Consider the following 23,259-nt stretch of genomic DNA (forward strand, 5'->3'; position numbering starts at 1 on the left):
GAATGTCCTGGTGTATTTGCATAGTTCGGACGGTCTGATCGTCACTGTCTCCTTAAGGTTGGCGTTGCTGTAGATATACACCTTCGCGTTGTCTGTCCCCTGTTCGTCTGTCAGGGTTAATGTGATCACTGCGTGGGCGTGGTCTGACAGTAGAGCCAGCGGCACAACAAGCGTAAGAAGAAATAAAAGACGCACGTTACTCCTGCCGTCGCATGAATACGAAAAGGGAACATATAGTTCTGCTTAACCTACAAGCTAGGTTGTTATCTGAATAGTTTGAGAAAATAATTTATGATAAAAAGCTCCTCTTTAAGCCGATCGTGACGCAATGAAGGGCATGAGTGAACACATTGTAAATAGTGTTTTAAAACCTTGAGATAGGAAACATAACAAAAATTAGTGCGCATGGATTTAGAACGATGAAATGCGGAAAGTCTGTTGATTCAGGATTATGAAGCGATGAAGCATCAGCTAAATCAGTCGGAGCGTAAAATATGTGCGCTGCATATATATCCATGCACCTCAACATCTGGATAACAATAAGTTGTTGTGTCGAGGGTAAGCTGATTATCTTGATTGGATTGCCTGATTCACCTGATGGTTTTGTAAAAGGCTAAATACATAGTATTTTCATCTGAAAATGTTTTTTGTCCTATCATAATATATTGATTTTTTGCTTAGCGCAGGATTGATTTTTAAATATATCACATATTATCCTTAAATACATTATTCAGCATTGACATTAGTTTGTTTTTGCTGTAATGAATAATTGTCATGGTCAAGGAATTAATGGCAATGAAACAGAGATTATCCATATTTTTAGTCAAAAAGGGTATCGTTGACCACAATCATATTCTAGATCTTGATAGAATGAAGCGGGCGATACCATTAGATATACCTGATACTGAGTCATTTATATACATTCATCAGCCTAGGCAGGCGAAATACCCTGACTGGGTTAATTATATAATTGGCTCTCAAAGTAATGTGACCTATGAGGATTTTTCTAAGTGTCAGAGTGAAAGTGCTGTAATAGTCTTATCTTTCAATGGATATCTCTTTCTCATGACTTTTGGTGGTGCCATCATAAAGTAAAAAAAGACAGTATAGAAAGAGATTTTGGATTAAGAGTAACATTGAGTTCAGTAGATCCTGATAAGCTAAAGAGTCTTGATAAGAGTAATTATCAGGACTCACCCTTAAACACCAGGAATCAATCAGCAAAAGAAGTCGATATATCCTCACTTAATATAGATTCCGAATTGGAAATTTTATCTACATTAACTGGAAAGTCTAATGTTGAAATATTTGGTGAAATTGTTACTGGGAAAGATTCTCTGACTATTATTCCGCCGTTAGGCATTAATTCCATACGAAGCATTCTAGAAGAAGCTCTGGCGAGATTCAAAAGTAAGTTGCCTAAAGAATTTGAATGGATTGATAATATTAGCAAAGTAAAAGATAAAATGCTTTGTGATGTACTTGAACTTGAGCTTAATGAACGCTTGATCGATGATAATAAAAATGACAACTTTTGGATAGGTGAGCCTGAATTAGTTGATTGGTCCTTACAAATCGGATATGTCATTGGACGTGTTTCTTCGAGGGCACCAATACATCAAACATTATCTTTTGATATTCTCAAGGATTATATCAGTTCTACAGGTCAAATTTTAAGTTGTGATTCGTTAAAACGAATTAATATACATATTATTAAAGAGAATGAAACTACCTATGACTCTTGGTCGGCATATAATTGCTTATATGCGGAAGTTACAAGTAATGATGAGCTTTATATTCTTAGGAACGGTACTTGGTATACAGTTAATATCGACTTTGTTGCATCAGTTGACAGAGCACTAAAAAATCTCATGCCTTATGACATAGAGCTGCCTCTTTACAATCATGAGCGAGAAGAACAATATAATGAATTTGTTTGTGAAAGCCTTGAAGATGGTCTTGTTTTGGATAAAAAACTAATCTATCATGGCGGAAAGGGGAGTAAGTTTGAATTTGCGGATATTTTGCGTAAAGGGAGTGAGTTTATTCATGTTAAATATTATAGAAGCTCTAGTACATTAAGTCATTTATTTGCACAAGCCTATGTTTCCTTGGAGCTATTCGTAAGCGATCCGGAATTTCGCACTAAATTAAATAAATTACTTCCAGATGAAATTAAACTTAAGGATGTTAATAAGAGACCAGATACTCAAAAGTTCGTGGTTATTTATGCAATTGCTATTAATCGACCCATACCAAATAAACTACCATTGTTTTCTAAGATAACTTTAAAAAACACGGTAAGATCTCTGGAAAATTTGGGCTTTACAATTAAAATAGCACAAGTAAAAGTTGTTCCTATTCTTGAGAAGCTCAAGAAGTTTAAGTCTAAGTAAATCTTTTTTAACATTGAAAATAAAATTTGTAGTAATAAGTATTATATATTGCTAAATTATTTCTCTATTTTATTTCTCTTGGTGTTTTATTATTTTCAACGACTTATGATTCGAGTGGGTTTTTTAATGGAGGAAAAATACTTGGTCAATAGCGCGCAATGCTACCGCGTAAGGTGGCCCTCATAATACAGGTGCATGAACGGCATCAGGGGATGTTACTAATGACGCTGATAAGGAATTCGGTGAACGGTCTACAGCGTGTCTATGGGGTAAATCAGTTTCTGTTTGGGTGTGAATTTTTAGGTTGATCATCAAGCGTGGCCGTGTAAGACCTGCATCCTGGGGCCGTTAATTTCTCTTTATCATGACACCATAATTAATTTTTCTCGACGGCCAACCAGTACTTTAGCGCTTTGTACAGATAATCATTTCTAGCATTAGAACCTCTGAAAAGGTGCCATTATCATGAGGGTTATCTGACTGAACTGCGGAAAAACCTGGGGGGGGATTGGCTCCTTGATTTTTCAGAGAAATATACCAATCCTCTTGCACATAAAAATGAAATGATTGCGCTTATAAATATTAATACAATTATTAATTTATTCCCTTGAACTGAAATTGATAATTTGAAATATGATAGAATCCAACTTGGGATTACATATAGAAATATAGCGGATAATGCGAAGCCAGCTATCATTCCCGTTTTAGCTAGTTCGATACGTTCATTTTTAGTTAAACCGGGTACTACTTCTGCCTGACATCCCAGGCAAACAAATTTTCCTAGCCCCACAACGGTTCCGCAAAAAGGGCAAATCCATCCATCTTCTTGATTATCATGGTAATGTGATTCATTAATGGTTGCTTCTTTTTTGGGGAGCCGTTTAACTTCGCATTCTGCTTCAAATTCGGCTTGAGCTTTCCATCCATATAAACGTTGCACTGGATAATTTAAATAATCCGTATCAATGAAATGAGCACAATTTTGGCATAACCAAATACCATTTTCTGCTGACCGCCGTTGTTCAGGTGTCAGTGATGGGTCAAATCTTGCACCACCTGGAGAAGCGGCAGTAATATGAGCTGCAACGCCAGTCTTAGTTGATTTCTCTGGATGCGCATTAGGTCCAGAAGTTAGCACTCTACAATCAGGATTTGAACATCTGTTTCCAGCCCTGTCTTGTATTGCTCTTTTGGTTCTATCGATAAACACATCGCTCATTATCCCCTCCATTTTGATACCAAAGACAAATATGTATATCAGCATAATGACACTATCATTAAAGATAACCGATCGGCAATGTATTACGATTATTGAAGGTTTTAATCGTTACCGTTTGCAAAGTAAGGCTCTCAACACGCCTTACTTTGCAGTGTTACGGTATTTAAAAGAGCTTTGCATGTCTCTTTTACAACTTATTTCTTGTGTCCCATTGCGTGAAATAGCGCTTCAATTTTTCCACAGTAAAACGCCATTTGGGAGTCGTTGGCTTGCAGACCGTGTTTTGGTTGCCAAAGAAACCTACCTCATTCACCGCTTCGAGTTCGGATCGGGTTTCCAGCCATTCCACAGGTACAAAATATTCTGATTTGTCGGGATCGTCTGCATTCTGGCGATACAGATCGCTGTATTTAAGAACATCTATTGCAGGCATTTCGCCGTGTTCCGTTTTGATCGTAAAGCTGCTGGCTGGTTCAACTGCGCTCTGAACAATACCAACTCCAACGTAACCCGTTGCTGGGATTTTTACCCAAACGCGGTCGCCCGGCTGAAGCTGTTTTAAAGTCTGACTATACCAGCTTCCACCACCCGCACTGATAAAGCCATATCGACGTGCCTCTTCCCAGACGCGGCTTTGCGGATCGCCGAACGAGACATAAAACTCGCCATTCCAGGGTTCCTTAGCATTGGCACTTGTTCCGGCAGTGGCCTGCGTGGCATTGCTTTGCGTTTCGCTCGGATCGATAAGCCAGGCACGACTTAAGAGCTGTTCGTCACCGTGCTGGAACACTTTAAAGAACAGAACGTTAATCGAGATGCCATTCTTGCTCAGATAATCGACAATACGCTCGGTGGAGGGATCCAGCTCCGCCGCCACGATAATGATTTGATGCGACTGATTGAGCGACTCTTCTTCCAGTTCGGTATTAAAGCGTTGCTTAAATGCCGAGCCTAGATTTCCGCCACCAGAAAATTTTTCATAAATCTGCGACAGGCGATCGGCGGTTAAATCATCCACCCAAGAAGCGTAATCTAGCGCCTGCGCGACTACTTCACGCGGTGTGCGGTCACGCTTAAGCTCAATCAGGATCAGCGAGGCATCCGGCGCAATCGCCAGCAGATCGATACGCCCTTTATCGAGCGTATTTTCCTGATGGCCGATGATCATCCACTGATCAGAGAGGATAGTGGGGTCGTTTAAAATCATCTTCTCCAGCAGTTGCTCGCTGGCGAGTTTGCTGATGGTTAGCGGTTGGGGATTTTCCCCTATCCGCCAGATTGTATGATGTACCGGCATCGTCTGTTCCTTAATTTAATGCAGCTTCTGTGAGCGCGTCTGCCAGATGGAGCTGGGTTTGCTGGGCGGATTGCAGGCGGGATTTAAAGTCCACACAAAGTTGAATAAGCTTATCGGTTAACAAGATTATTTTGTCTTGTTCCCTTTGAGACAGTAAAGGGATCAGAGTTATTTCAAGCTGTTTAGTCGAAATGTGAGGCACACCATTGCTTCTGCCTGGGTCGATGGAGTTAATAAAATAATTAGATTCCAGCCATTTACTCAAGAAATCACTGCGAATAACATTCCCTATACTGTTAAATTTAGCCACTCGCTGTAATAAAAGACAAGGCAAATCACACTCACGTACGAATGCATACTTCAATCCAGTATTAATAATTGGTCTATCCAGAGATATTAGAACATCTCCTAAGTTCAGGCTGAATCCTTCAAACTCTGAGAACATTGACAAAGGTATATTAACCGAATCATTCCAATTAATATTACCATGAGAAATATTTGTATTTCTTACCAATCGAATCCCATTATCGCTAAACCATTCACTTTTAAATGCATATCCATTTTTGAAATTAAATAATGAACCCAACCGGCACCACTCCCACCCCTTCGGCAACTCAAATGGTTTTTCATCCTCACTAATTGGTGGCAACGGTTTTTGCTTTTTAATTTTTCCTTCTTTCACCAGTTGCGCTTTTTCCTGCTCAATCCGTTTAAGTAGTTCAGAAGCCGGTTCGTCGTTAGGATCCTGCGGCACCAGTTTACCCATTACAGCCAATTGCAGTATGGTTTGCTTAAGCGCCTCGATACTCGCTTCGGTGGTAAACAGCGTGTCGAAATGCTGGCTGATTCGCTCCCAGTTTTCGGTGAGCTCTTCAGCATCTTGGCTCTCGGTCAGCGTCGCCAAAAGTGTTTCAACCAGATGTTGATGGGCTTCCAGACTGGTGAAAGATTGCTGTTCCAGTTGGTCGCAGAGGGACATTAATTCATCTGCTATTCCAACAATTTTTAGTTGCTCATTCAGTGGTGGAAGAGGCAACAAAACCTTAGATACTACCGCACCTGACACTTCTTTGAATGTCGTCCCGCTTGCCATTTCATCTATTTTCTTCGCAGCACTCAATAGAAAATAATATATATACTCTGCACTTTCTTTGATATACGGTACGCAAGATTTAAAGCCTTGATTCGTTGATAGCTCATTATTTGAAATCGCTACATAACCAATCGGTGCTCGGCTGGAAAAAAGCACAGTGCCTTTCGGCATTAGTTTTGCTGATGAATTAGAAAGACCATCGATTGTAATATCTCTGGCGCCGGAAGATATATACTTACCCTTGAGTCCGTTTAGGTCAGCGGGAGTTAACCATTTAATCCCCCGAGAACTCCAATAGTGTGGGTTATTAGATGGCGGCGTTCCTCCACCAACAATTTCACCTATTGTTGCCAAAGTTACCCACTCCCACCCGATCGGCAACTCAAACGGCTTCTCATCCTCGCTAATTTCCGGCAGCGGCTTCTGCTTTTTAATCTTCCCCTGCTTTACCAGCTCCGCTTTCTCAGCAGCAATACGTTTTAACAACTCAGACGCCGGTTCATCATTAGGATCCTGCGGCACCAGTTTTCCACGTACCGCCAGCTCCAGAATCAGCTCGCGCAGTTTCTTAATACCATGGAGGTCGATTTTACTGTTACTGCCGCGCCCGGCGGTGGAGCGGGTTTGCAGCGCAGAAGACCAGATATCAATATGGTCGGTAATAAGCTTCTCAACGGTCATCAGTTCGCCCCCTTATTACCTGCCAGCGCGGCACCGAGGATGTCGCGTAGCTGATTACGCAGTTCGCTGATTTCCACCTGCTGTTTCAGGTATTGCGCCAGCAGCTCATCCGGATCGTGGCTGATGGTTTCACCCTGGTACGGGTTCTTGATATCAAGGTTGAAGTTGCGGGTGATGATGTCGCCGATGTCGACTTTCCACGCCTGATCGTTCTCTTCACGGCTGGCAAAACCATCGGCCTCATTGCCCCACCAGTCGATTTCCGCCTGGAACTCTTCAAACTTCATCGGCTTGGTTTTGCTGTAGTTCTTCACGCCGTCCGGGTACGGATGTTCGTAGAACCACACTTGTTTGGTTGGTTGACCTTTAGTGAAGAACAGAATATTGGTTTTGATGCCGGTGTAGGGGTTAAACACGCCGTTCGGCAAACGCACGATGGTGTGCAGATTGCACTCTTCGGTGAGCAGCTTTTTGATTTTGGTTTTTACACCTTCACCAAACAGCGTACCGTCTGGCAATACTACCGCCGCGCGGCCTTTGTCTGCCAGTACTTCGATAATCAGTTGCAAGAACAAGTCAGCGGTTTCGCGGGTCTGCATCTCTGCCGGGAAGTTTTTCTCAATGCCGTCTTCTTCAGTGCCGCCAAACGGTGGGTTGGTGACAATCACATCAACCTGCTCATCCCAGGAAGAGAGAGGCTTGTTGAGCGTGTTGTCATGGCGTATTTGCACCGGTACTTCAATGCCATGCAGCAGCATATTGGTGGTACACAGCAAATGCGGAAGCTGCTTTTTCTCTACGCCATAGATCTGCTTTTGCAGCGTTTTATGATCTTCGGTGGTTTTGACGTAATTGTCTTTCACATGGTCGAACGCGCAGGCAAGAAAGCCGCCGGTACCACATGCCGGATCCATAATCGACTCGCCCAGTTTCGGATCAATACGGTTGACCATAAAACGCGTCACCGCACGCGGGGTATAGAACTCACCCGCATTTCCGGCGCTTTGCAGGTCGCGCAGGATCTGCTCGTAGATATCGCCAAACAGATGGCGCTCCTGGCTGCTGCTGAAGTCGATTTCGTTGAGCTTGTTGATCACCTGACGCAGCAGCGTACCGTTTTTCATGTAGTTGTAGGCATCGCTGAACGCCTGTTTGACCACAAAACCACGCGGGTTTTTATCGATCGGCGCGGTGAGGTTTTTCAACGTTGGGAAGAGGTCGTCGTTCACAAATTCCAGTAACGCATCACCGGTGATACCTTCGCTGTTCGCCGCCCAGCTACGCCATAAGTAGCGCTGAGGAATCGGGAACTGGTAGTCGTCCTGCTCCAGTTCCAGCTCTTCTTCCTGGGTATCAAAAATCTTCAAAAATAGCAGCCATGAAAGCTGCCCCAGACGCTGGGCATCGCCGTCCACACCGGCGTCTTTACGCATAATGTCCTGAAGAGATTTAATGACTGAACTAATCGACATGTTTTCTTTCCATACTTAAAAAGGATGCCACCGGTCGCAGTTGCGGCCAGTGGCAATAAATTTACGTGTTATCAGGCTGAGCGCGGCGGAAGCTGGTAGATTTCGTTTTCCAGTTCGTTAACGGCTTGCTCATACGCCTTTTTGTCGCCAAAGCGGGTTTTGATGATCTCAATTGGGCGACCCAGTGCATCGAACGGCTTCAGTTTTAGCACCTGAACATCCTCGATTTCCTGCACGCCTTCATCGGCGTATTTGTCCAGCAGGGTATTGAGAACCTGCTGAGCCGGTTCGGCGTATTTCGTAAAATAGTTACGCTTACGTACGTTGGCCGCGCGCTCCTGACGGGTTAACGGTGGCTGACCGTACACCACATGGCAGAGCAAATCAAACGGGTCGAGATCTTTACCCACCTCTTCGGCCAGCACATCCCACAGAATTCCCAGCTGTGCCAGTTCTTCAATAATCGCCTGCTTGCGAGGTGCCTCCTGCCATTTGCGCACGAAGCTATCCAGCGAGGCGTACTCGCTGTCTTTCAGCATCGTTTTGCGGGTGTAATCCTGGAAGGATTCAGTGACCAACTTGCCGTCAGAATCGTAATACTGAACGCGCTTCGCCAGTACTTTCACCGCCACGCCATTCACATAGAATTTGCGGACTTTGTCTGCATCATCGCTATGAAATTCACCGTTTCCGGAATGGTTGTCGCGGTTAACGTGATACTCAGCAGCGTCTTCTCGCACTTCACTGGCAGGTTTATCGACATCATCATTAAGGGTTTCTTCTTCCAGCCGCTCATTGAAGTTGGAACTTTCATTGGAGATATCGTCGGGTTTTACCACCAGTACTTTTTCCGGCAAACCGTCAAAGCGTGGGTCGGCAAACAGCTCGGTCGCTTTTTTGAAGTCGAGTATGGTGAACCACAGCTTGCCGTGCTTTTCGTTGATACGTGTGCCGCGCCCGATGATCTGTTTAAATTTAGTCATCGACTGGATGTTCTGATCCAGTACGACCAGCTTGCAGGTCTGCGCATCAACGCCGGTTGTCATCAGCTCTGATGTTGTCGCGATAACGGGGTAGGCTTTCTTAGGATTAATAAAGTTATCGAGTTGCGCCTTGCCGATGTCATCGTCGCCGGTGATTTTCATCACGTACTTTTCGTTCTTCAACACCTGCTCAGGGTTGAGCACCACCAGCGCGTGGCGCATGCGGTCGGCGTGATCGATGTCGTTGCAGAAAACAATGGTTTTATCCATCGGATTGGTGCGTTTCAGGTAATCGGTGATGGTCTGCGCTACCAGCATGGTGCGTTCATCAATGACCAGTTTGCGATCAAAATCTTTCAGATTGTAGATTCGGTCTTCAATCTCTTCGCCGTATTTATCCAGCTGGCCTTTGACGGGCCGCCAGCCCTGAACATCAACATCGATGTCAACACGCACGACTTTATAGGGGGCGAGAAAACCGTCTTCAATGCCCTCTTTGAGAGAATAGGTGTAAACCGGCTCACCGAAGTAGTCGATATTGGAGACGTCTTCCGTTTCTTTTGGCGTCGCAGTCAGGCCAACCTGTGTGGCGCTGCCGAAATATTCCAGAATCTCTCGCCAGGCTGAATCTTCAGACGCGCTGCCACGGTGGCATTCGTCAATCACAATCAGGTCGAAGAAATTTGGATCTACCTGTTTATAGGCTTTCTGATGTTCTTCCGGTCCGGTAATAGCCTGGTATAACGCAAGATGGACCTCGTACGCCGGATCAATGGTACGTCCGGTCACTTTGGTCATTGCTGTACCGAAAGGCTGGAAATCATTGTTCTTGGTTTGATCGACAAGGATATTGCGGTCAGCGAGGAAAAGGATGCGTTTTTTGTTTTTGGCCTTCCAGAGCCGCCAGATAATCTGGAATGCGGTATACGTTTTACCCGTACCGGTTGCCATGACCAGCAGAATGCGATGCTTTCCAGCCGACACGGCATCTACCGTTCGGTTGATCGCCTGCATCTGATAGTAACGAGGAGATTTGCCGCTGCCGTCGTCGAAATAATCCTGGCTGATAACCGGCAACTGCTCCTGAGTGAATCCTTTCCAGACACAGTATTTTTGCCAGAGCTGCTCAGGCGTCGGGAAGTCACTGAGGGCAATTTCGGATTCGAGCTGCTGCGGGTTGGTTTTATCGTGGAAGATGAAACCATCACCATTGGAGGCAAACACAAAAGGCACATCAAGCAAGCTGGCGTAGTCCAGACCCTGCTGCATTCCTTTGCTGATGGCGTGCTTATTGGCCTTGGCTTCGATCACTGCCAACGGCAAGTTCGGCTTGTGGTACAGCACGATATCGGCAGATTTCACTTTGATACGTGAGGCCAGTTTGCCACGCACTACAATTTTGCCATCACGCAGTTTTACTTCCTGACGAACTTGTGACATGACATCCCAGCCTGCGGTCTTGACGGCAGGCAGGATATATTTGGTGATAATGTCTGTTTCCGTCAGATGAGTTTTGTTTTCGCCAACCATAGCAGAGCTCTCAACGAAATAGGATTAGCTCTGATTTTACACAGATTAATGTATCAGGTAATGAGCTGATCAGGTGTTTTGGGGAACAACTGGCAAAATTAAGGTGGATAATTCGAACTATTAGTATTCTTCACGTTCAAGAACTTACTACATGTTTGTTACTAACAATTTATTGCGATCCCGCTCGCAACGTGGACAATACTTAATCATATGAAGGATTTATATCAGCGAAATCAATAATTTCATTTAAGTCACGGGATGGGGAATGGACAGTAACACTCAGGGATTCACTTCATACTGGCGTAATACCTTAGCTGACGCCGAGTCTGGAAAAGGGGCATTTGAGCGCAAAGATGAAGAGTCATTTACTCAGTGGATGAATGTCGATCGGGGCAGGTTGGATGAAGAGATCGTGCAAGCGTTCTTCGAGGGCGAAGACGAGCAGGTTAAGACCGTCGAGGTAATGTTACGACCGCAGGTATGGATCCGCCTGTTAAAGCATGGCAAGGAACGGACGGCAGGCGCACCAGGTATAGTTACGCCTCTGGTTACTTCCGCACTGATGAACCGAGAGGGCTTTTTGTTCCCCGCATCTCCTGCAACCATTCCCCGTGATCTGCTTGAACCTCTCCCTAAAGGCACCTTTTCTATTGGTGAGATGACAGAATATGACAGGTACAAAACCACACATGATTCGGTCACTTTTGGTCCCGAAGATGAGGATGAACAGCGCGAGGAAACAGACGAACAGCAGGCGGAACGATATGCTCGCTATAAGCAGTTGTGGCAAACGTACCTGAAAGAGACAAATGAACTTTTAAAAAGTGTGGCCGGGAAATGGCTCGATTCACCAGAGCAATATGAGCCGGCTGGATATGGCTATGTGATTAAAGCCAATCAGTCTGGCGGCGCCAGCATTCATATTCTGCCCATGTACGATCATTTACTGTCGTGCAAAAAAGAGGTGCCATTACTGGCACGCTTTGCCTCAACGGATAAATCTCCTGTTGAGCCGCTCCTTGCCAGTAATGCCATGTTCACTGAGCGTCTGGGCCATTCTGGCGACAAATTTCCTCTGGCTGTCGCACAGCGCGATGCCCTGAGCCATTATCTCACTCAGCAGCCGGGCGATATTCTTGCCGTCAACGGTCCTCCGGGAACCGGAAAAACCACACTGGTGCTCTCTATCATTTCCACGGAGTGGGCGAGGGCGGCGCTTAACAAAACTGAACCGCCAGTAGTGATTGCGACTTCAACCAACAACCAGGCGGTTACCAACATTATTGAGGCGTTCGGAAAAGATTTTGCTACCGGCAGCGGGCCTATGGCCGGACGTTGGTTACCTGATGTAAAAAGCTTTGGCGCTTACTTCCCGTCTTCAAGCCGAAAAGCCGAGGCAGCAAAAAAATACCAGACGGAAGACTTTTTTAACCGCGTTGAATCCCTTGAATATGTAGAAGATGCCCGGTTCTTTTTCCTTGAAAAGGCAAGCGCAGCATTTCCGACTGTGGAATGCCATTCACCTGAACAGGTTGTGGATCTCTTGCATCAGCGTTTAGTTGAACTCTCTGCAGAGCTTGAGCAAATCGAGCCTGCGTGGGACGCCCTGAACGCCATCCGCGAGGAGCGGAGCGCCGTCAGCGACGATCTCGAACAGTATATTGAGGATAAAAGAACGTCACTGCTCAATAGCACAAATGAAATCTCGCTATTAACGCAGGGTAAAAAACAGTGGGAACAATATCGCGCCGGTGAGTCGTTCATGTTCGCTCTCTTCTCCTGGCTTCCCGCCGTGCGTACTAAGCGTCACTATCAAATGAAGCTGTTTTTAGAGGCTACGTTTGGCGAAAGAATGACAGCATTCCAGGGCGCTCTGCCCGATGGAATTGATGCCTTTATCAATGGCCTGATTGAACAAGCGCGTAAAGAGCAGGCCGGGTATCAGCAGCAAATGGATCTTGCTGAGGACATTTCCCGACGTGAAAGCGAAGCAGCTATGCGCTGGCACCATATTACTCACTCACTGGGGAATCCGGGCGAAACAGAGTTAAGTCTGCACGAAGCCGATGAGCTTGCCGATACACAGCTCCGTTTCCCAATGTTTTTGCTGGCGACGCATTACTGGGAAGGTCGGTGGCTGATGGATATGGCTGCCATAGATAATATTCAAAAGGAAAAAGGTCGTACTGGTGCGAAAAGTACAAAGGCCCGCTGGCAGCGTAGAATGAAGCTAACCCCCTGTGTAGTCATGACGTGCTTCATGTTTCCTTACCATATGAAAACCAGCGAATTTGTCGGCGGCAATAAGAAATTCGACGATAACTATTTATATAACTTTGCCGATTTACTAATTGTCGACGAAGCGGGGCAGGTGCTTCCTGAGGTTGCCGCAGCCTCCTTCGCACTGGCGAAGAAAGCCCTGGTGATTGGTGACACAGAACAGATTGCGCCTATCTGGAATAGCTTGCCCGGTATTGATATCGGCAACATGGTTGAGGAGAATATCCTTCCTGGTGGTACCCAAGAAGAACTTACCGAATCTTATGCCCTGGTGTGTGACTCAGGAAAGAGTGCTGCATCTGGCAGTGTCATGAAGATCGCCCAGTTTAACTCGCGCTATCAATATGATCCGGACTTTGCGCGGGGGATGTATCTGTACGAACACCGTCGCTGTTTCGATAACATCATTGGCTACTGTAACACCCTCTGCTATCACGGTAAGTTGCAGCCCAAACGAGGGGAAGAAAAAGAGACAATATTTCCTGCAATGGGATATCTGCATATTGATGGTAAAGGTATGCAGGCCAGTGGAGGAAGCCGTTATAACGCCTTTGAAGCTGAGACGATAGCTGCGTGGCTAGCGGCGCACAAAGAGGAAATCGAACGTCATTATGGCGAACCTCTACATAAAGTAGTGGGGGTTGTTACCCCATTTTCGGCACAAGTCAGTACGATTAAATCGTCATTACGTAAGCTGGATATTAATTGTAGTGGCGATGAAAATTCGCTGACAGTCGGTACTGTCCATTCATTGCAGGGGGCGGAAAGGGCGATTGTGCTTTTCTCCCCTGTATATTCGAAGCATGAAGATGGCAGTTTTATTGACAGCGACAGCAGCATGCTGAACGTCGCCGTTTCGCGTGCGAAAGATAGCTTCATGGTCTTTGGCGATATGGATCTGTTTGAGATCCAACCCGGATCGTCACCACGGGGACTGCTGGCAAAATATCTTTTTGCGTCCACTGAAAATGCATTGCAGTTTGAGTTTCAGGAGCGCCAGGATTTAAGTACTTCGCAAACGCAGATTTCAACCCTGCACGGGGTGGAGCAACATGATGCGTTTCTGAACCAGACTTTTGACGCTATTAATCAGAGTATTACTATCGTTTCACCGTGGCTCACCTGGCAAAAGCTGGAACAGACAGGTTTTCTGGCGTCGATGTCTCAGGCGCGCGCCCGTGGCATTGATATCACTGTAGTAACGGATAAAACGTTTAATACAGAGCATGCAGATTTTGAAAAGCGGAAAGAGAAACATCAGCGCCTGAATGAAGCCCTGGAAAGGTTGAATGAAATTGGCATCATGACGAAGTTGGTCAACCGTGTTCACAGTAAGATTGTGATTGGCGATGAGGGACTACTCTGCGTTGGTTCCTTTAACTGGTTTAGCGCCGCGCGAGAGGAAAGATACCAGCGCTATGACACATCGATGGTCTATCGCGGTGATAGCTTAAAATCTGAGATCAAAACGATTTATTCCAGCCTTGAGCAGCGGCAGTTATAAAACTGTGGTAAGTGCCTGAACACACCGATACGTTATTGGGTGTTCAGGCCTGACGCTCTGACAGATTTTTGCCGTGTACTGCTCGTGGAGATGTAAGTATGAGCAGCATAAGAAAGATAAAGGCTGGAGGACTATTCGACGTGTTCGACGGAGAAATTGTCTATACAGAAGCGTCGGAATGTTCTCTCACTGGGAAATCAGGCGTGGCCAGCGCACTGAAGACATCAACAGAATCATGCTGGCGATGATGAAAACCGCATCGAGATAATCCGTGTCGATTAGCACCGCCTGATGATCAAGCGGCGGTTTTTCGTAATATCCCATTCAGCCATTTCTCATCCCTGTCCGGGCGGTTATCCTGAGTCGCCCACAGCGAAGCTATCTCCATCCCCGGAACCGTCTTCAGCAACTCCCGCAATCCCTCTTCATCCAGATCCGTAAACCGTCGTTCACCCTGCACCCGCTCACCGTTGCCATACTTAAAGGATACATACCAGACGCCGCCAGGCTTAAGCGCATCCGCAAGCTTTTGCATCACCGCAGGTAACCCAGAAGAGGGGACATGCAGCAAAGAGGCACAACACCAGATCCCATCGTACTGCGCTTTAGCGTCGATCTCTGAAAATGTCATCAGCTGTACAGGTAACCCGGTATGTTGCCTTGCCAGTTCCACCATCGCGGAAGAGGCATCAAAAGCATCCACCTGATAACCCATCTCATGAAAGGCTTTTGCGTCCCGGCCTGAACCACAGCCCGCATCCAGAACCCTGGCACCGTGAGGCAGATGTTGCGTGAAGGCCTCGTAGAGCGTGGTCATATCGACATTGACCGTGCCATCGAAGAAATCCTGCGCGTGGTTCTGGTAGTAGTGAAGTGTCATTAAAACGTTGCCTCGCCTTCCGCGTTGGGTTTCCAGGTATGGATAAGCTTGTCCAGCGCGGCCTGCCAGTTACGCTGAAGAAAGTTTTTCCGTGCTTCAGGACGTTGCCCTGTCTGTAGAACAATCGTCTCATGTAACGGCAGTTTGCTCTGAATAAAATACTCATTGCGGGTGTGTAACCGCTGCAGGAGCCTGAGCTCGGGAATGCGTGCCGACTTGCCTTCGACGCCACGGTTACAGCACCGGCAGGCCAGCACTAAGTTCCACACGCCGTTAATATTGCTCACTTCTTGGCGGGCAGCCCAGGGAATAAAGTGGTCGACGTCCGCCAGTTCTGCGTCTCCCGGTACCAGGCTGATGGGTTTGAAGCAATAAAAACACCGTCCTTTCTGGTATCCATTCAGGCTGTCGCGACAGCTGGTGATGTCTACGCGACGCGCGTTCACCCTCGTGAACAACAGCTGATTATCTTCGTCGAACTCTACGCCCACAAGGTTACGCGATATCCCCATCGACCAGGCCTGTTCTACCAGGTTCCAGCGGGCATTGGTTTCAAAGGCGAGGTTTTTATACTGCAGGCGTTCGCCCAGTAAATAGAAGTTGTCCGTCAGGCGGATCCCATTGTGGGTTTTGCGCTCATCAAGGAAAAAACGTTTATCGATTTCGCCCTGGTTCACGTAGTGAAAGGCATCGATCACGTTGTTAAAGCCGAGGCGCACCGTTGCTTCAATGAGTTGGGCATGGGTGATTTCACCTCGGTTGAACTTCAGGCAGGTTTCCAGAAATTGGCTGCTGCGGGAGGTGATCTGTTTTGGCGCATGTTTCAGGTGCTCGCAAAGATAACGGCTGAACGGCACGGCAAGCTGGTCGAGCGTAATCAAATCGCTGCCCGTCTTATCCACTTCATACAACGCTGACGCCAGCGCAAATTTGTAAGATGCGACGTTCCTTCCAAAGAGAATCACTCCACGCCAGTAGTTCTCAAGCGTCGGATCGGCCTGATAAAATTCCATCGATGAAGTCCTGTTACGGTTGGCTGGGCAGGGCGTTACTAAAGCCTGTAACAGGATCACATAACAAAACCAGAGTGATGTAAATCGTTAATCTATCGGTTTGATGAATTTTTGAGAGATATGTGAGAAAGGTGTGGAGGCAACCGATGCGGCATTAGCGCCAGGTTTGCGAACGAACAGATATCTGGAGGAGGTGAGTTGAAGTGATTTCCAGCCGAAGTGTTGTCATTTCTCGAATTAAAATCTTATTTCCTGAATCCCCCTCGCAAATTCCAAATTTACCCCACACCAAACCGCTGTATTTATATTCAGCCCTGTATAATAAGCACCAGAAATTACGCCGAACGGCAAAGGAAGTATTAAAGAATATTTAACGAGGAATTCGCGATATGAAGGTGCTGCAACACCCCCATACCGCTAACCACAACCAACTATCGAGGAGTTGAAAATGGCTGCGACGAATTTTAAGCCAGAGTTTACCGTTTGCATAACAGAATCAGACGCTTTCACCGGCATGATTAAAAACCACGAGCTGGTACGCAAAAACAGCGCCCGCCGTCTGCACGGCAACCCGCCCAATGCGGCGCCCATCCACCCTCGCGCGGAAACGCTGCAGGACAGTGCAGCCTGCTGCGAACTGTATGCACGCATAGACATGAAATACCTTCTCCTGGGCGGGGACTGGTTAACCCGTGCAGGCTTTATCAACGGCATGCCGGTGAAAATCCGCGCCATGAAAGACTGCATCGTGATTACGCCACAGCATACAAGAGAATTATGGGGATGTCTGGAAGGGATGAGTGTGGTGAATATAAATAAACAGAAAGTCGCACAGTGGTTAAAAACATTTCCGGGTGCGTTGAATGATACGGGGGATATACCGGTGATAAAGCGTGGGAATGGGCAGACGAAAGCGTAACGTTTAGAGAAAATATTTTTTTGCCCGTCATGCTGACAGGCAAGGAATGCTCTTCGGTAAATGCTGCTAACAGTTCCGGTCCGGGCATCCTGCTACGATGGATGAATCTGCACCTTATTCAGTTGGGTGTCCAACTGTTGAGGTGCTATTCATTGATATGAGGGGGGCATGATTGCCCGGATTTTTCTGCATTGCAAAACATGGGTCGATCCTATATTTGTGATTAACTTCACACTTCTCAATTTTTAATCGCCCTTTTCACGTCCAGTCCAGAAATGGACAAAAGTATTACGCTTTACATCGCACTTGTGCATGGCGTCTGGCGGTGCGGCGATATTTCAGAATTTTTCATTGGCTTAATTTGTTGAGATATTTCTTTAATTGACGCAAAAACTTCAGCGCGTTGAAGTAGGTTAATTTTTGTTCGGTTTTGCTAATTTAATTACCTGGCAACTATGTTTTACCTCTTCTTTGGATAGTTATTCTGGGAATTAACGAAAACCTGGAGGATTTTACATGTTTGTTGGCGCTCCTTGTTCTTATTGTTTTCGGATTAATCCTGCCTTTTGAAGGAATATTCTTAAGAATTTTCCTGTTGAAAAACAAAGATCTGCGTATTTGATTTTGTTCGGCCATTTACCCTATTATCCGCGTGTAAAGAAATGTAGTCAGGAAACTTTCACACAGTGGTGATAAGAGGGATTTATGAGCGAGAAAAGCTTCCAGAATGAGATTCCGAAGGCGCGCGTTAATTTAAAACTGGATTTACATACCGGGGGAGCCCAGAAGAAAGTTGAATTGCCGCTTAAATTGCTGGTGACTGGCGATTTCAGTAATGGTGCAGAACAAAGACCGTTATCAGAGCGTGAAAAAATCGATATAAATAAAAATAACTTTAATGCAGTGCTTTCCGAATATTCCCCAAAAGTGAATCTCACCGTTGAAAATACACTGGCGGGTGATGGCAGCGAAGAGAATATCAGCCTGACATTTCGCGACATCAAAGATTTTACGCCAGAAGAGGTCGCGCGCCAGATCCCCCAACTGAAGGCCATGCTCGCCATGCGCAATTTGCTTCGCGATTTGAAAGCGAATCTGCTGGATAACCAGAGCTTCCGAAAAGAGCTGGAAAAAATCCTGCTTGACCCGGCGCTCAGCCGCGAACTGCGCGATGAATTGTCTGCTCTGGCACCGAAACAGCCGTAACGGTCGCAATGAATTAACGGATTAATGAGGAAATGCTGATGTCTGTACAAAATCAAAATGCCGTTACGGGCGAAAGTGTTGTGCTGGAACGCCCGCAGACGGGCGGTGTTTATGCTTCCCTGTTTGAGAAAATCAATCTCAGCCCGGTTTCTGAACTGAGCGCGCTGGATATCTGGCAGGATGCGCAGGCCATGTCTGATGCGAGCGCTGACGAGCGTCTGACTGCCGGAATGCAGGTGTTCCTGGAATGCCTGAGTAAATCAGGTGCAAAAGTTGAGAAGCTGGATAAGACCCTGATTGACCACCATATTGCCACGCTGGACTACCAGATTAGCCGCCAGCTGGATGCCGTGATGCACAACCCGGAGTTTCAACGGGTTGAGGGGCTGTGGCGTGGTCTAAAGCACCTGGTGGACAACACCGATTATCGCCAGAACGTCAAAACCGAAATCCTCGACGTCTCCAAAGAAGACCTGCGCCAGGATTTTGAAGACTCTCCGGAAATTATCCAGAGCGGACTGTATACACACACCTATATCGCAGAATACGACACCCCGGGCGGTGAACCGATCGGGGCGGTGATCTCCGCGTATGAATTCGACGCCAGCCCGCAGGATGTGGCGCTGATGCGCAATATCTCCAAAGTATCGGCGTCAGCGCATATGCCGTTTATTGGCTCTGCCGGGCCGAAATTTTTCCTCAAGGAAAATATGGAGCAGGTGGCTGACTTCCGCTTTCGACCAGTTGGCTGCTCCGGGGCTAGAGCAGCCGTTACCGGTGCCGTCTGAAAGCACCATGGATTGCCTGTCTCATGCCATAAGCAACCGCACGGATGCGCTGGGCTGGAAACTCCCCCTGTACGTCTGGTCCCTGCACCCACGTGCCGGTAAGCCGGAACCCAACCTTCACCTCCCGCAACGTCGCCTGCGTCACCCCTTGCGCCCGTTCGGTCCCGCGCTTCAGCATCGCCATCAACTCGCCCCTGTCACGCATAAACATCGCCCTCCGCTCCCGCATCGGCGCAATCAGCTCCTGCAAACACCCCTCCAGCTCGTTCTTGCACACCCGGTCGCCCAGCCCGCCCGCCTGATAGTGCGCCTTCATCGCCGCCACTTTGTCCTTGTCCGGATGAAACGCGTCGAGATACGTAAACACCACGTTCCCCTCAATCTGCCCCGGGTCGCTCACCTTCAGGTGGTTCGGGTCGGTGTACATGGCGCTTACCGCGCGATGGATGGTCTCTTCACTGGCCGAAAGGTGCAGCGTGTTGCCCAGCGATTTCGACATCTTGGCGCTGCCGTCGATGCCGGGCAGGCGGCTGGTGTCGCTCAGCATCGCCTTGCAGTGGCGCAGCACCGGGGCGGGCAGCAGGCTGTTCATCTTGTGCACAATCTCGTTGGTCTGCTCAATCATCGGCAGCTGGTCGTCGCCGACGGGCACGCACTCGGCCTTAAACGCGGTGATGTCCGCCGCTTGGCTGATGGGATAGGCCATAAACCCGACCGGCAGCGAGCGGGCGAAGCCCTTCTGCACAATCTCGTTTTTCACCGTCGGGTTACGCTCCACGCGCGCGACGGTGACGATGTTCATGTACAGCATCGTCAGCTCGGCGAGGGCGGGCAGGGCGGACTGCAGGCAGATCGTGGTCAGGTTCGGGTCGATGCCGGCGGCGAGATAGTCGGCCAGCACTTCGGGGATGTTGTCGCGGATCTTCTGCGGGTTGCTGCCGTTGTCGGTCAGCCCCTGCAGGTCGGCAATCAGCACAAACTGGTTGTGCGTCTGCTGCAGCGCCACGCGCTGGCGCAGCGATCCGACGAAGTGGCCAAGGTGCAGCGGGCCGGTTGGACGGTCGCCGGTGAGGATGGTTTGCGGGTTCATAAAGACTCCTTAACGTTGTAATGCCGAAAGGGGTCTGAGATGTGTGAAAGCCGCCTTTCGGCGGCTATCTGAAAATGGGGAAAACTACTCCGTGCCGCCTTTAAGAAGGCAGCCACCAGCGGTTTACGGTGAGCACGGCGTGGTTTATGTTCATGCTTTTACCGTATCACGTCCGGCGCAAAAAACAAAAGGGCACGTCATGCTGCAATCACTCAACCACCTGACCCTCGCGGTCAGCGACCTGCAAAAAAGCGTCACCTTCTGGCACGAGCTGCTGGGGTTAGCGCTGCATGCCCGCTGGAATACCGGGGCCTATCTCACCTGCGGCGATCTGTGGGTCTGCCTGTCGTACGACGAGGCGCGCCAGTATGTGCCGCCGCAGGAGAGCGACTACACCCATTACGCGTTTACCGTGGCGGAAGAGGATTTTGAACCGTTCTCGCAAAGGCTGGAGCAGGCGGGCGTCACCGTCTGGAAGCAGAACAAAAGCGAGGGGGCGTCGTTCTATTTTCTCGACCCGGACGGGCACAAGCTGGAGCTGCACGTGGGCAGCCTCGCCGCGCGGCTGGCGGCGTGTCGCGAGAAGCCCTATGCGGGCATGGTGTTTACCTCAGACGGGGCTTGAGGCGCGTACCTTCAGCCTGCCCGCCAGCGTCACGTGCGTGGCGGCATCTTCCTGATTACACAGGTACTCCACCGCCAGCCGTCCCAGCTCGCTGTAGGGCAGCTGGATACTGGTCAGCGGCGGGGTGAGCTGCTCGGAAATCTTCTGGTCGTCGTAGCCCGCCAGCAGCATGTCCTGCGGGATGCGCACGCCGTTCACCGCCAGCGCCTGATAGCAGCCAATCGCCAGCCAGTCGCTGGCGCAGAAGATGGCGTCCGGGCGCTCGGCCAGTTCCAGCAGGGAAGCTGTCGCGGTAAAGGATTCGCTGAACTGCCAGTTGGTCTGGCGCACCAGGCTGTCGTCGCACGCGAGTCCGGCCTGCTGCAGCGCCGCCTGGTAGCCTGCCAGACGCTGGCGCGAGGCCTCCATCCAGCTCTCGCCGGTGATGTGGGCGATGCGCGTGGCCCCGCAGGCTATGAGGTGTTTAGTCACCTGGAAGGCGTTGGCGTAGTCGTCCGGGATAAACGACGGCAGCAGCGGCGAGCCGGGGTCGCGCTGGTTAAGCAGCACCAGCGGGATGCGGGTGCAGTCCTGGAACGCCGTCATGTCCACCAGCGTGGTGACCGGAGAGGCGAGAATAATCCCGATGCAGTTGCGCTTCTCCAGCTGGCGGATGATGTTCAACGCCAGCTCGATGTCGTCGCCGTAGTCGTAGACGGTGAGCAGGGTCTCGTTGCGCCACGCCGCTTCCCGCGCCTGGCTGATGGCGTCGATAAACGGGTCGAAGCTCTGCATGGAGCTCACCAGCAGGGCGATCTCTTCCTGGTTGCGCGGGGCGTGAACGGCGGGGAGGCGGTCATAGCCGAGCTCGGTAGCGACGCCAATCACCCGCTGGCGGGTGTCGTCGCTGAGCTTGATGTTGCGGGACTGGTTAAGCACCAGCGATACCGTCGCCTGCGACACGCCCGCCGCCCGCGCAATATCGTTCATCGTCACTTTCGTTTTTCGCTTCATCCGTCCTCTCCCTTTCGCGACTTTGCATCATACCCTAACCGCACGCTTTAGCGCCGTCGATCACGTTTCTCATTCATCGAAGCGTGAACTTTGTGAGGGCCGTCGCTTTTCTAAACGCCGTAATTTGCGCATTTATCCCGCAACTAATATTTATTAGCTAAATATTATCAGTAAGAGGACGCGTAATGAAAGAGCAGTGGAGCAGGGAGCAGGCACAGGCGTGGTATCAGCAAAAAGGCTGGCTGTGCGGGTTTAACTACCTGCCGTCGACGGCGGTGAACTGGACCGATATCTGGCAGGAAGAGACCTTCGATGCCGCCACCATCGAGCGCGAGCTGGGCTGGGCGGCGGAGGCGGGTTATAACACCCTGCGCATCAACCTGCCGTTTATTGTCTGGGAGCACGACCGCGACGGGCTGATGGCGCGCATTGACCGCTTTTTGACGATTGCTGACGGTCGCGGCTTCAGCACCATGCTGACCCTGATGGACGACTGCGGCTTCTCCGGCGACGAGCCGTACCTCGGCCCGCAAAAGCCGCCGGTGCCGGGCAAGCACAACAGCCAGGCGGCGGCGAGCCCGGGGCGCGACAAGGTGTGCGATCCTGACTGCTGGCCGCAGATTGAGCGCTATATCCGCGACGTTGTCCGCCAGTTCCGCGACGATAAGCGCGTGCTGCTGTGGGATCTCTATAACGAGCCGGGCAACCGCGGCATTTTCGCGACGGGCACGCAGGAGGTGCAGTACGACGCGAAGCTGGAGACCTGCGCGCATGAGTTGATGAAGCTGGCGTTCCAGTGGGTGCGTGAAGAAGACCCGACCCAGCCGCTCACCGTCTGCGCGTGGCGTCTGCCGCCGGAAGAGGAGGGCGAGACGTTCTTCCAGCATCCGCTGGACCAGACCGCACTGGCGCTCTCGGACGTGGTGAGCTTCCACGCCTACACCCACACCGGCCGTATGACGGCGATTATTCAGCAACTGCAACAGCTTGGTCGGCCGCTGTTCTGCACCGAATGGCTGGCGCGCCACGTGGGCAGCACCATTGAGGAGCAGCTTCCGCTGATGTACGCGGCGAAGGTCGCGCCGTACCAGTGGGGGCTGGTGCGCGGCAAAACCCAGACGTGGCTGCCGTGGCCGGTGGTGATGACGGAGTCCACGGACTACTGCCGCCTCTGGTTCCACGACGTGTTCGAGGAGAACGGCATTCCGTTCTCACGCCGTGAAATCGCATTAATGCAGCAGCTGCGCAAGATCGCCCCGCAGGCGCAGGGCTAATAATATTGACCCGGCG

General features: G+C 49.2%; 14 protein-coding genes and 3 pseudogenes. 7 read left to right on the forward strand and 10 right to left on the reverse strand.

Annotated elements, in window-relative coordinates:
- Nucleotides 1-795: 795 nt before the first annotated feature.
- Nucleotides 796-2,396, forward strand: a pseudogene (locus tag EQV24_RS16460) (TIGR04141 family sporadically distributed protein).
- A 472-nt stretch (nucleotides 2,397-2,868) separates the two neighbouring features.
- Here the strand turns inward: EQV24_RS16460 and EQV24_RS16465 are convergent.
- The 5 genes from EQV24_RS16465 to EQV24_RS16485 all read right to left on the reverse strand — a co-directional run bounded on the left by EQV24_RS16465 (nucleotide 2,869) and on the right by EQV24_RS16485 (nucleotide 10,671).
- On the reverse strand, nucleotides 2,869-3,615 hold the full coding sequence (locus tag EQV24_RS16465; RefSeq protein ID WP_130626837.1) for an ABC transporter permease: 747 nt from the start codon (nucleotides 3,613-3,615) through the stop codon (nucleotides 2,869-2,871).
- A gap of 187 nt (nucleotides 3,616-3,802) precedes the next feature.
- Nucleotides 3,803-4,912 (reverse strand): nuclease, encoded by a 1,110-nt coding sequence (locus EQV24_RS16470; protein ID WP_130626838.1) that lies wholly within the window; start codon nucleotides 4,910-4,912, stop codon nucleotides 3,803-3,805.
- Between the two features lie 10 nt (nucleotides 4,913-4,922).
- Nucleotides 4,923-6,686, reverse strand: a complete 1,764-nt coding sequence (locus tag EQV24_RS16475) for a restriction endonuclease subunit S (RefSeq protein WP_130626839.1) — start codon at nucleotides 6,684-6,686, stop codon at nucleotides 4,923-4,925.
- Nucleotides 6,686-8,158 carry an N-6 DNA methylase gene (locus EQV24_RS16480; RefSeq protein WP_130626840.1) on the reverse strand — a complete coding sequence of 491 codons (1,473 nt, stop codon included), beginning with the start codon at nucleotides 8,156-8,158 and terminating at the stop codon, nucleotides 6,686-6,688. The genes EQV24_RS16475 and EQV24_RS16480 overlap by 1 nt, the downstream gene beginning before the upstream one ends.
- 71 nt (nucleotides 8,159-8,229) lie before the next feature.
- Nucleotides 8,230-10,671: a DEAD/DEAH box helicase family protein gene (locus tag EQV24_RS16485; RefSeq protein ID WP_130626841.1), complete on the reverse strand. Its 2,442-nt coding sequence runs from the start codon at nucleotides 10,669-10,671 to the stop codon at nucleotides 8,230-8,232.
- Nucleotides 10,672-10,936: 265 nt separating this feature from the next.
- On the opposite strand from EQV24_RS16485, the gene EQV24_RS16490 reads away from it, so the two are divergent.
- Entirely contained in the window at nucleotides 10,937-14,455 is a 3,519-nt protein-coding gene (locus tag EQV24_RS16490; RefSeq protein ID WP_130626842.1) for an AAA domain-containing protein, read from the forward strand.
- 186 nt (nucleotides 14,456-14,641) lie between these two features.
- Here EQV24_RS16490 and EQV24_RS23675 read toward each other — a convergent pair whose 3' ends face one another.
- Genes EQV24_RS23675 through EQV24_RS16505 form a run of 3 tightly spaced genes read right to left on the reverse strand, consistent with a single transcriptional unit; the run spans nucleotide 14,642 to nucleotide 16,348 of the window.
- Nucleotides 14,642-14,779 (reverse strand): hypothetical protein, encoded by a 138-nt coding sequence (locus EQV24_RS23675; protein WP_165876021.1) that lies wholly within the window; start codon nucleotides 14,777-14,779, stop codon nucleotides 14,642-14,644.
- Nucleotides 14,751-15,335 carry a class I SAM-dependent methyltransferase gene (locus EQV24_RS16500; RefSeq protein ID WP_130626844.1) on the reverse strand — a complete coding sequence of 195 codons (585 nt, stop codon included), beginning with the start codon at nucleotides 15,333-15,335 and terminating at the stop codon, nucleotides 14,751-14,753. The genes EQV24_RS23675 and EQV24_RS16500 overlap by 29 nt, the downstream gene beginning before the upstream one ends.
- Nucleotides 15,335-16,348, reverse strand: coding sequence for an HNH endonuclease domain-containing protein (locus tag EQV24_RS16505; RefSeq protein ID WP_130626845.1), 1,014 nt, complete (start codon nucleotides 16,346-16,348; stop codon nucleotides 15,335-15,337). The genes EQV24_RS16500 and EQV24_RS16505 overlap by 1 nt, the downstream gene beginning before the upstream one ends.
- A 448-nt stretch (nucleotides 16,349-16,796) precedes the next feature.
- Between EQV24_RS16505 and EQV24_RS16510 the strand changes: the two genes are divergently transcribed.
- From EQV24_RS16510 to EQV24_RS16520, 3 genes and pseudogenes are all read left to right on the forward strand, one after another.
- On the forward strand, nucleotides 16,797-17,267 hold the full coding sequence (locus EQV24_RS16510; protein ID WP_130626846.1) for a SymE family type I addiction module toxin: 471 nt from the start codon (nucleotides 16,797-16,799) through the stop codon (nucleotides 17,265-17,267).
- A gap of 705 nt (nucleotides 17,268-17,972) precedes the next feature.
- Nucleotides 17,973-18,473 carry a type VI secretion system contractile sheath small subunit gene (gene tssB, locus EQV24_RS16515; protein ID WP_130626847.1) on the forward strand — a complete coding sequence of 167 codons (501 nt, stop codon included), beginning with the start codon at nucleotides 17,973-17,975 and terminating at the stop codon, nucleotides 18,471-18,473.
- Between the two features lie 32 nt (nucleotides 18,474-18,505).
- Nucleotides 18,506-19,198: pseudogene (locus EQV24_RS16520) on the forward strand (type VI secretion system contractile sheath large subunit); the annotation flags it as partial.
- Nucleotides 19,199-19,370: 172 nt separating this feature from the next.
- Here the strand turns inward: EQV24_RS16520 and trpS are convergent.
- Nucleotides 19,371-20,351, reverse strand: a pseudogene (gene trpS / locus EQV24_RS16525) (tryptophan--tRNA ligase); the annotation flags it as partial.
- A 199-nt stretch (nucleotides 20,352-20,550) separates the two neighbouring features.
- On the opposite strand from trpS, the gene fosA reads away from it, so the two are divergent.
- A complete protein-coding gene (fosA, locus tag EQV24_RS16530) occupies nucleotides 20,551-20,976 on the forward strand; it encodes a FosA/FosA2 family fosfomycin resistance glutathione transferase (protein WP_040020209.1) in 426 nt (141 codons plus the stop codon).
- Here fosA and EQV24_RS16535 read toward each other — a convergent pair.
- Nucleotides 20,962-21,969 carry a LacI family DNA-binding transcriptional regulator gene (locus EQV24_RS16535; RefSeq protein ID WP_129253173.1) on the reverse strand — a complete coding sequence of 336 codons (1,008 nt, stop codon included), beginning with the start codon at nucleotides 21,967-21,969 and terminating at the stop codon, nucleotides 20,962-20,964. The genes fosA and EQV24_RS16535 overlap by 15 nt on opposite strands.
- 185 nt (nucleotides 21,970-22,154) lie before the next feature.
- On the opposite strand from EQV24_RS16535, the gene EQV24_RS16540 reads away from it, so the two are divergent.
- The gene (locus EQV24_RS16540; protein WP_129253175.1) at nucleotides 22,155-23,243 is read left to right on the forward strand and encodes a cellulase family glycosylhydrolase; all 1,089 of its coding nucleotides are present in this window, start codon (nucleotides 22,155-22,157) and stop codon (nucleotides 23,241-23,243) included.
- Nucleotides 23,244-23,259 lie beyond the last annotated feature (16 nt).

Origin of the sequence: Enterobacter sp. A8, from assembly GCF_004296595.1 — a bacterium.
In the GTDB taxonomy this organism is placed as follows: Bacteria; Pseudomonadota; Gammaproteobacteria; order Enterobacterales; family Enterobacteriaceae; genus Enterobacter; species Enterobacter cloacae.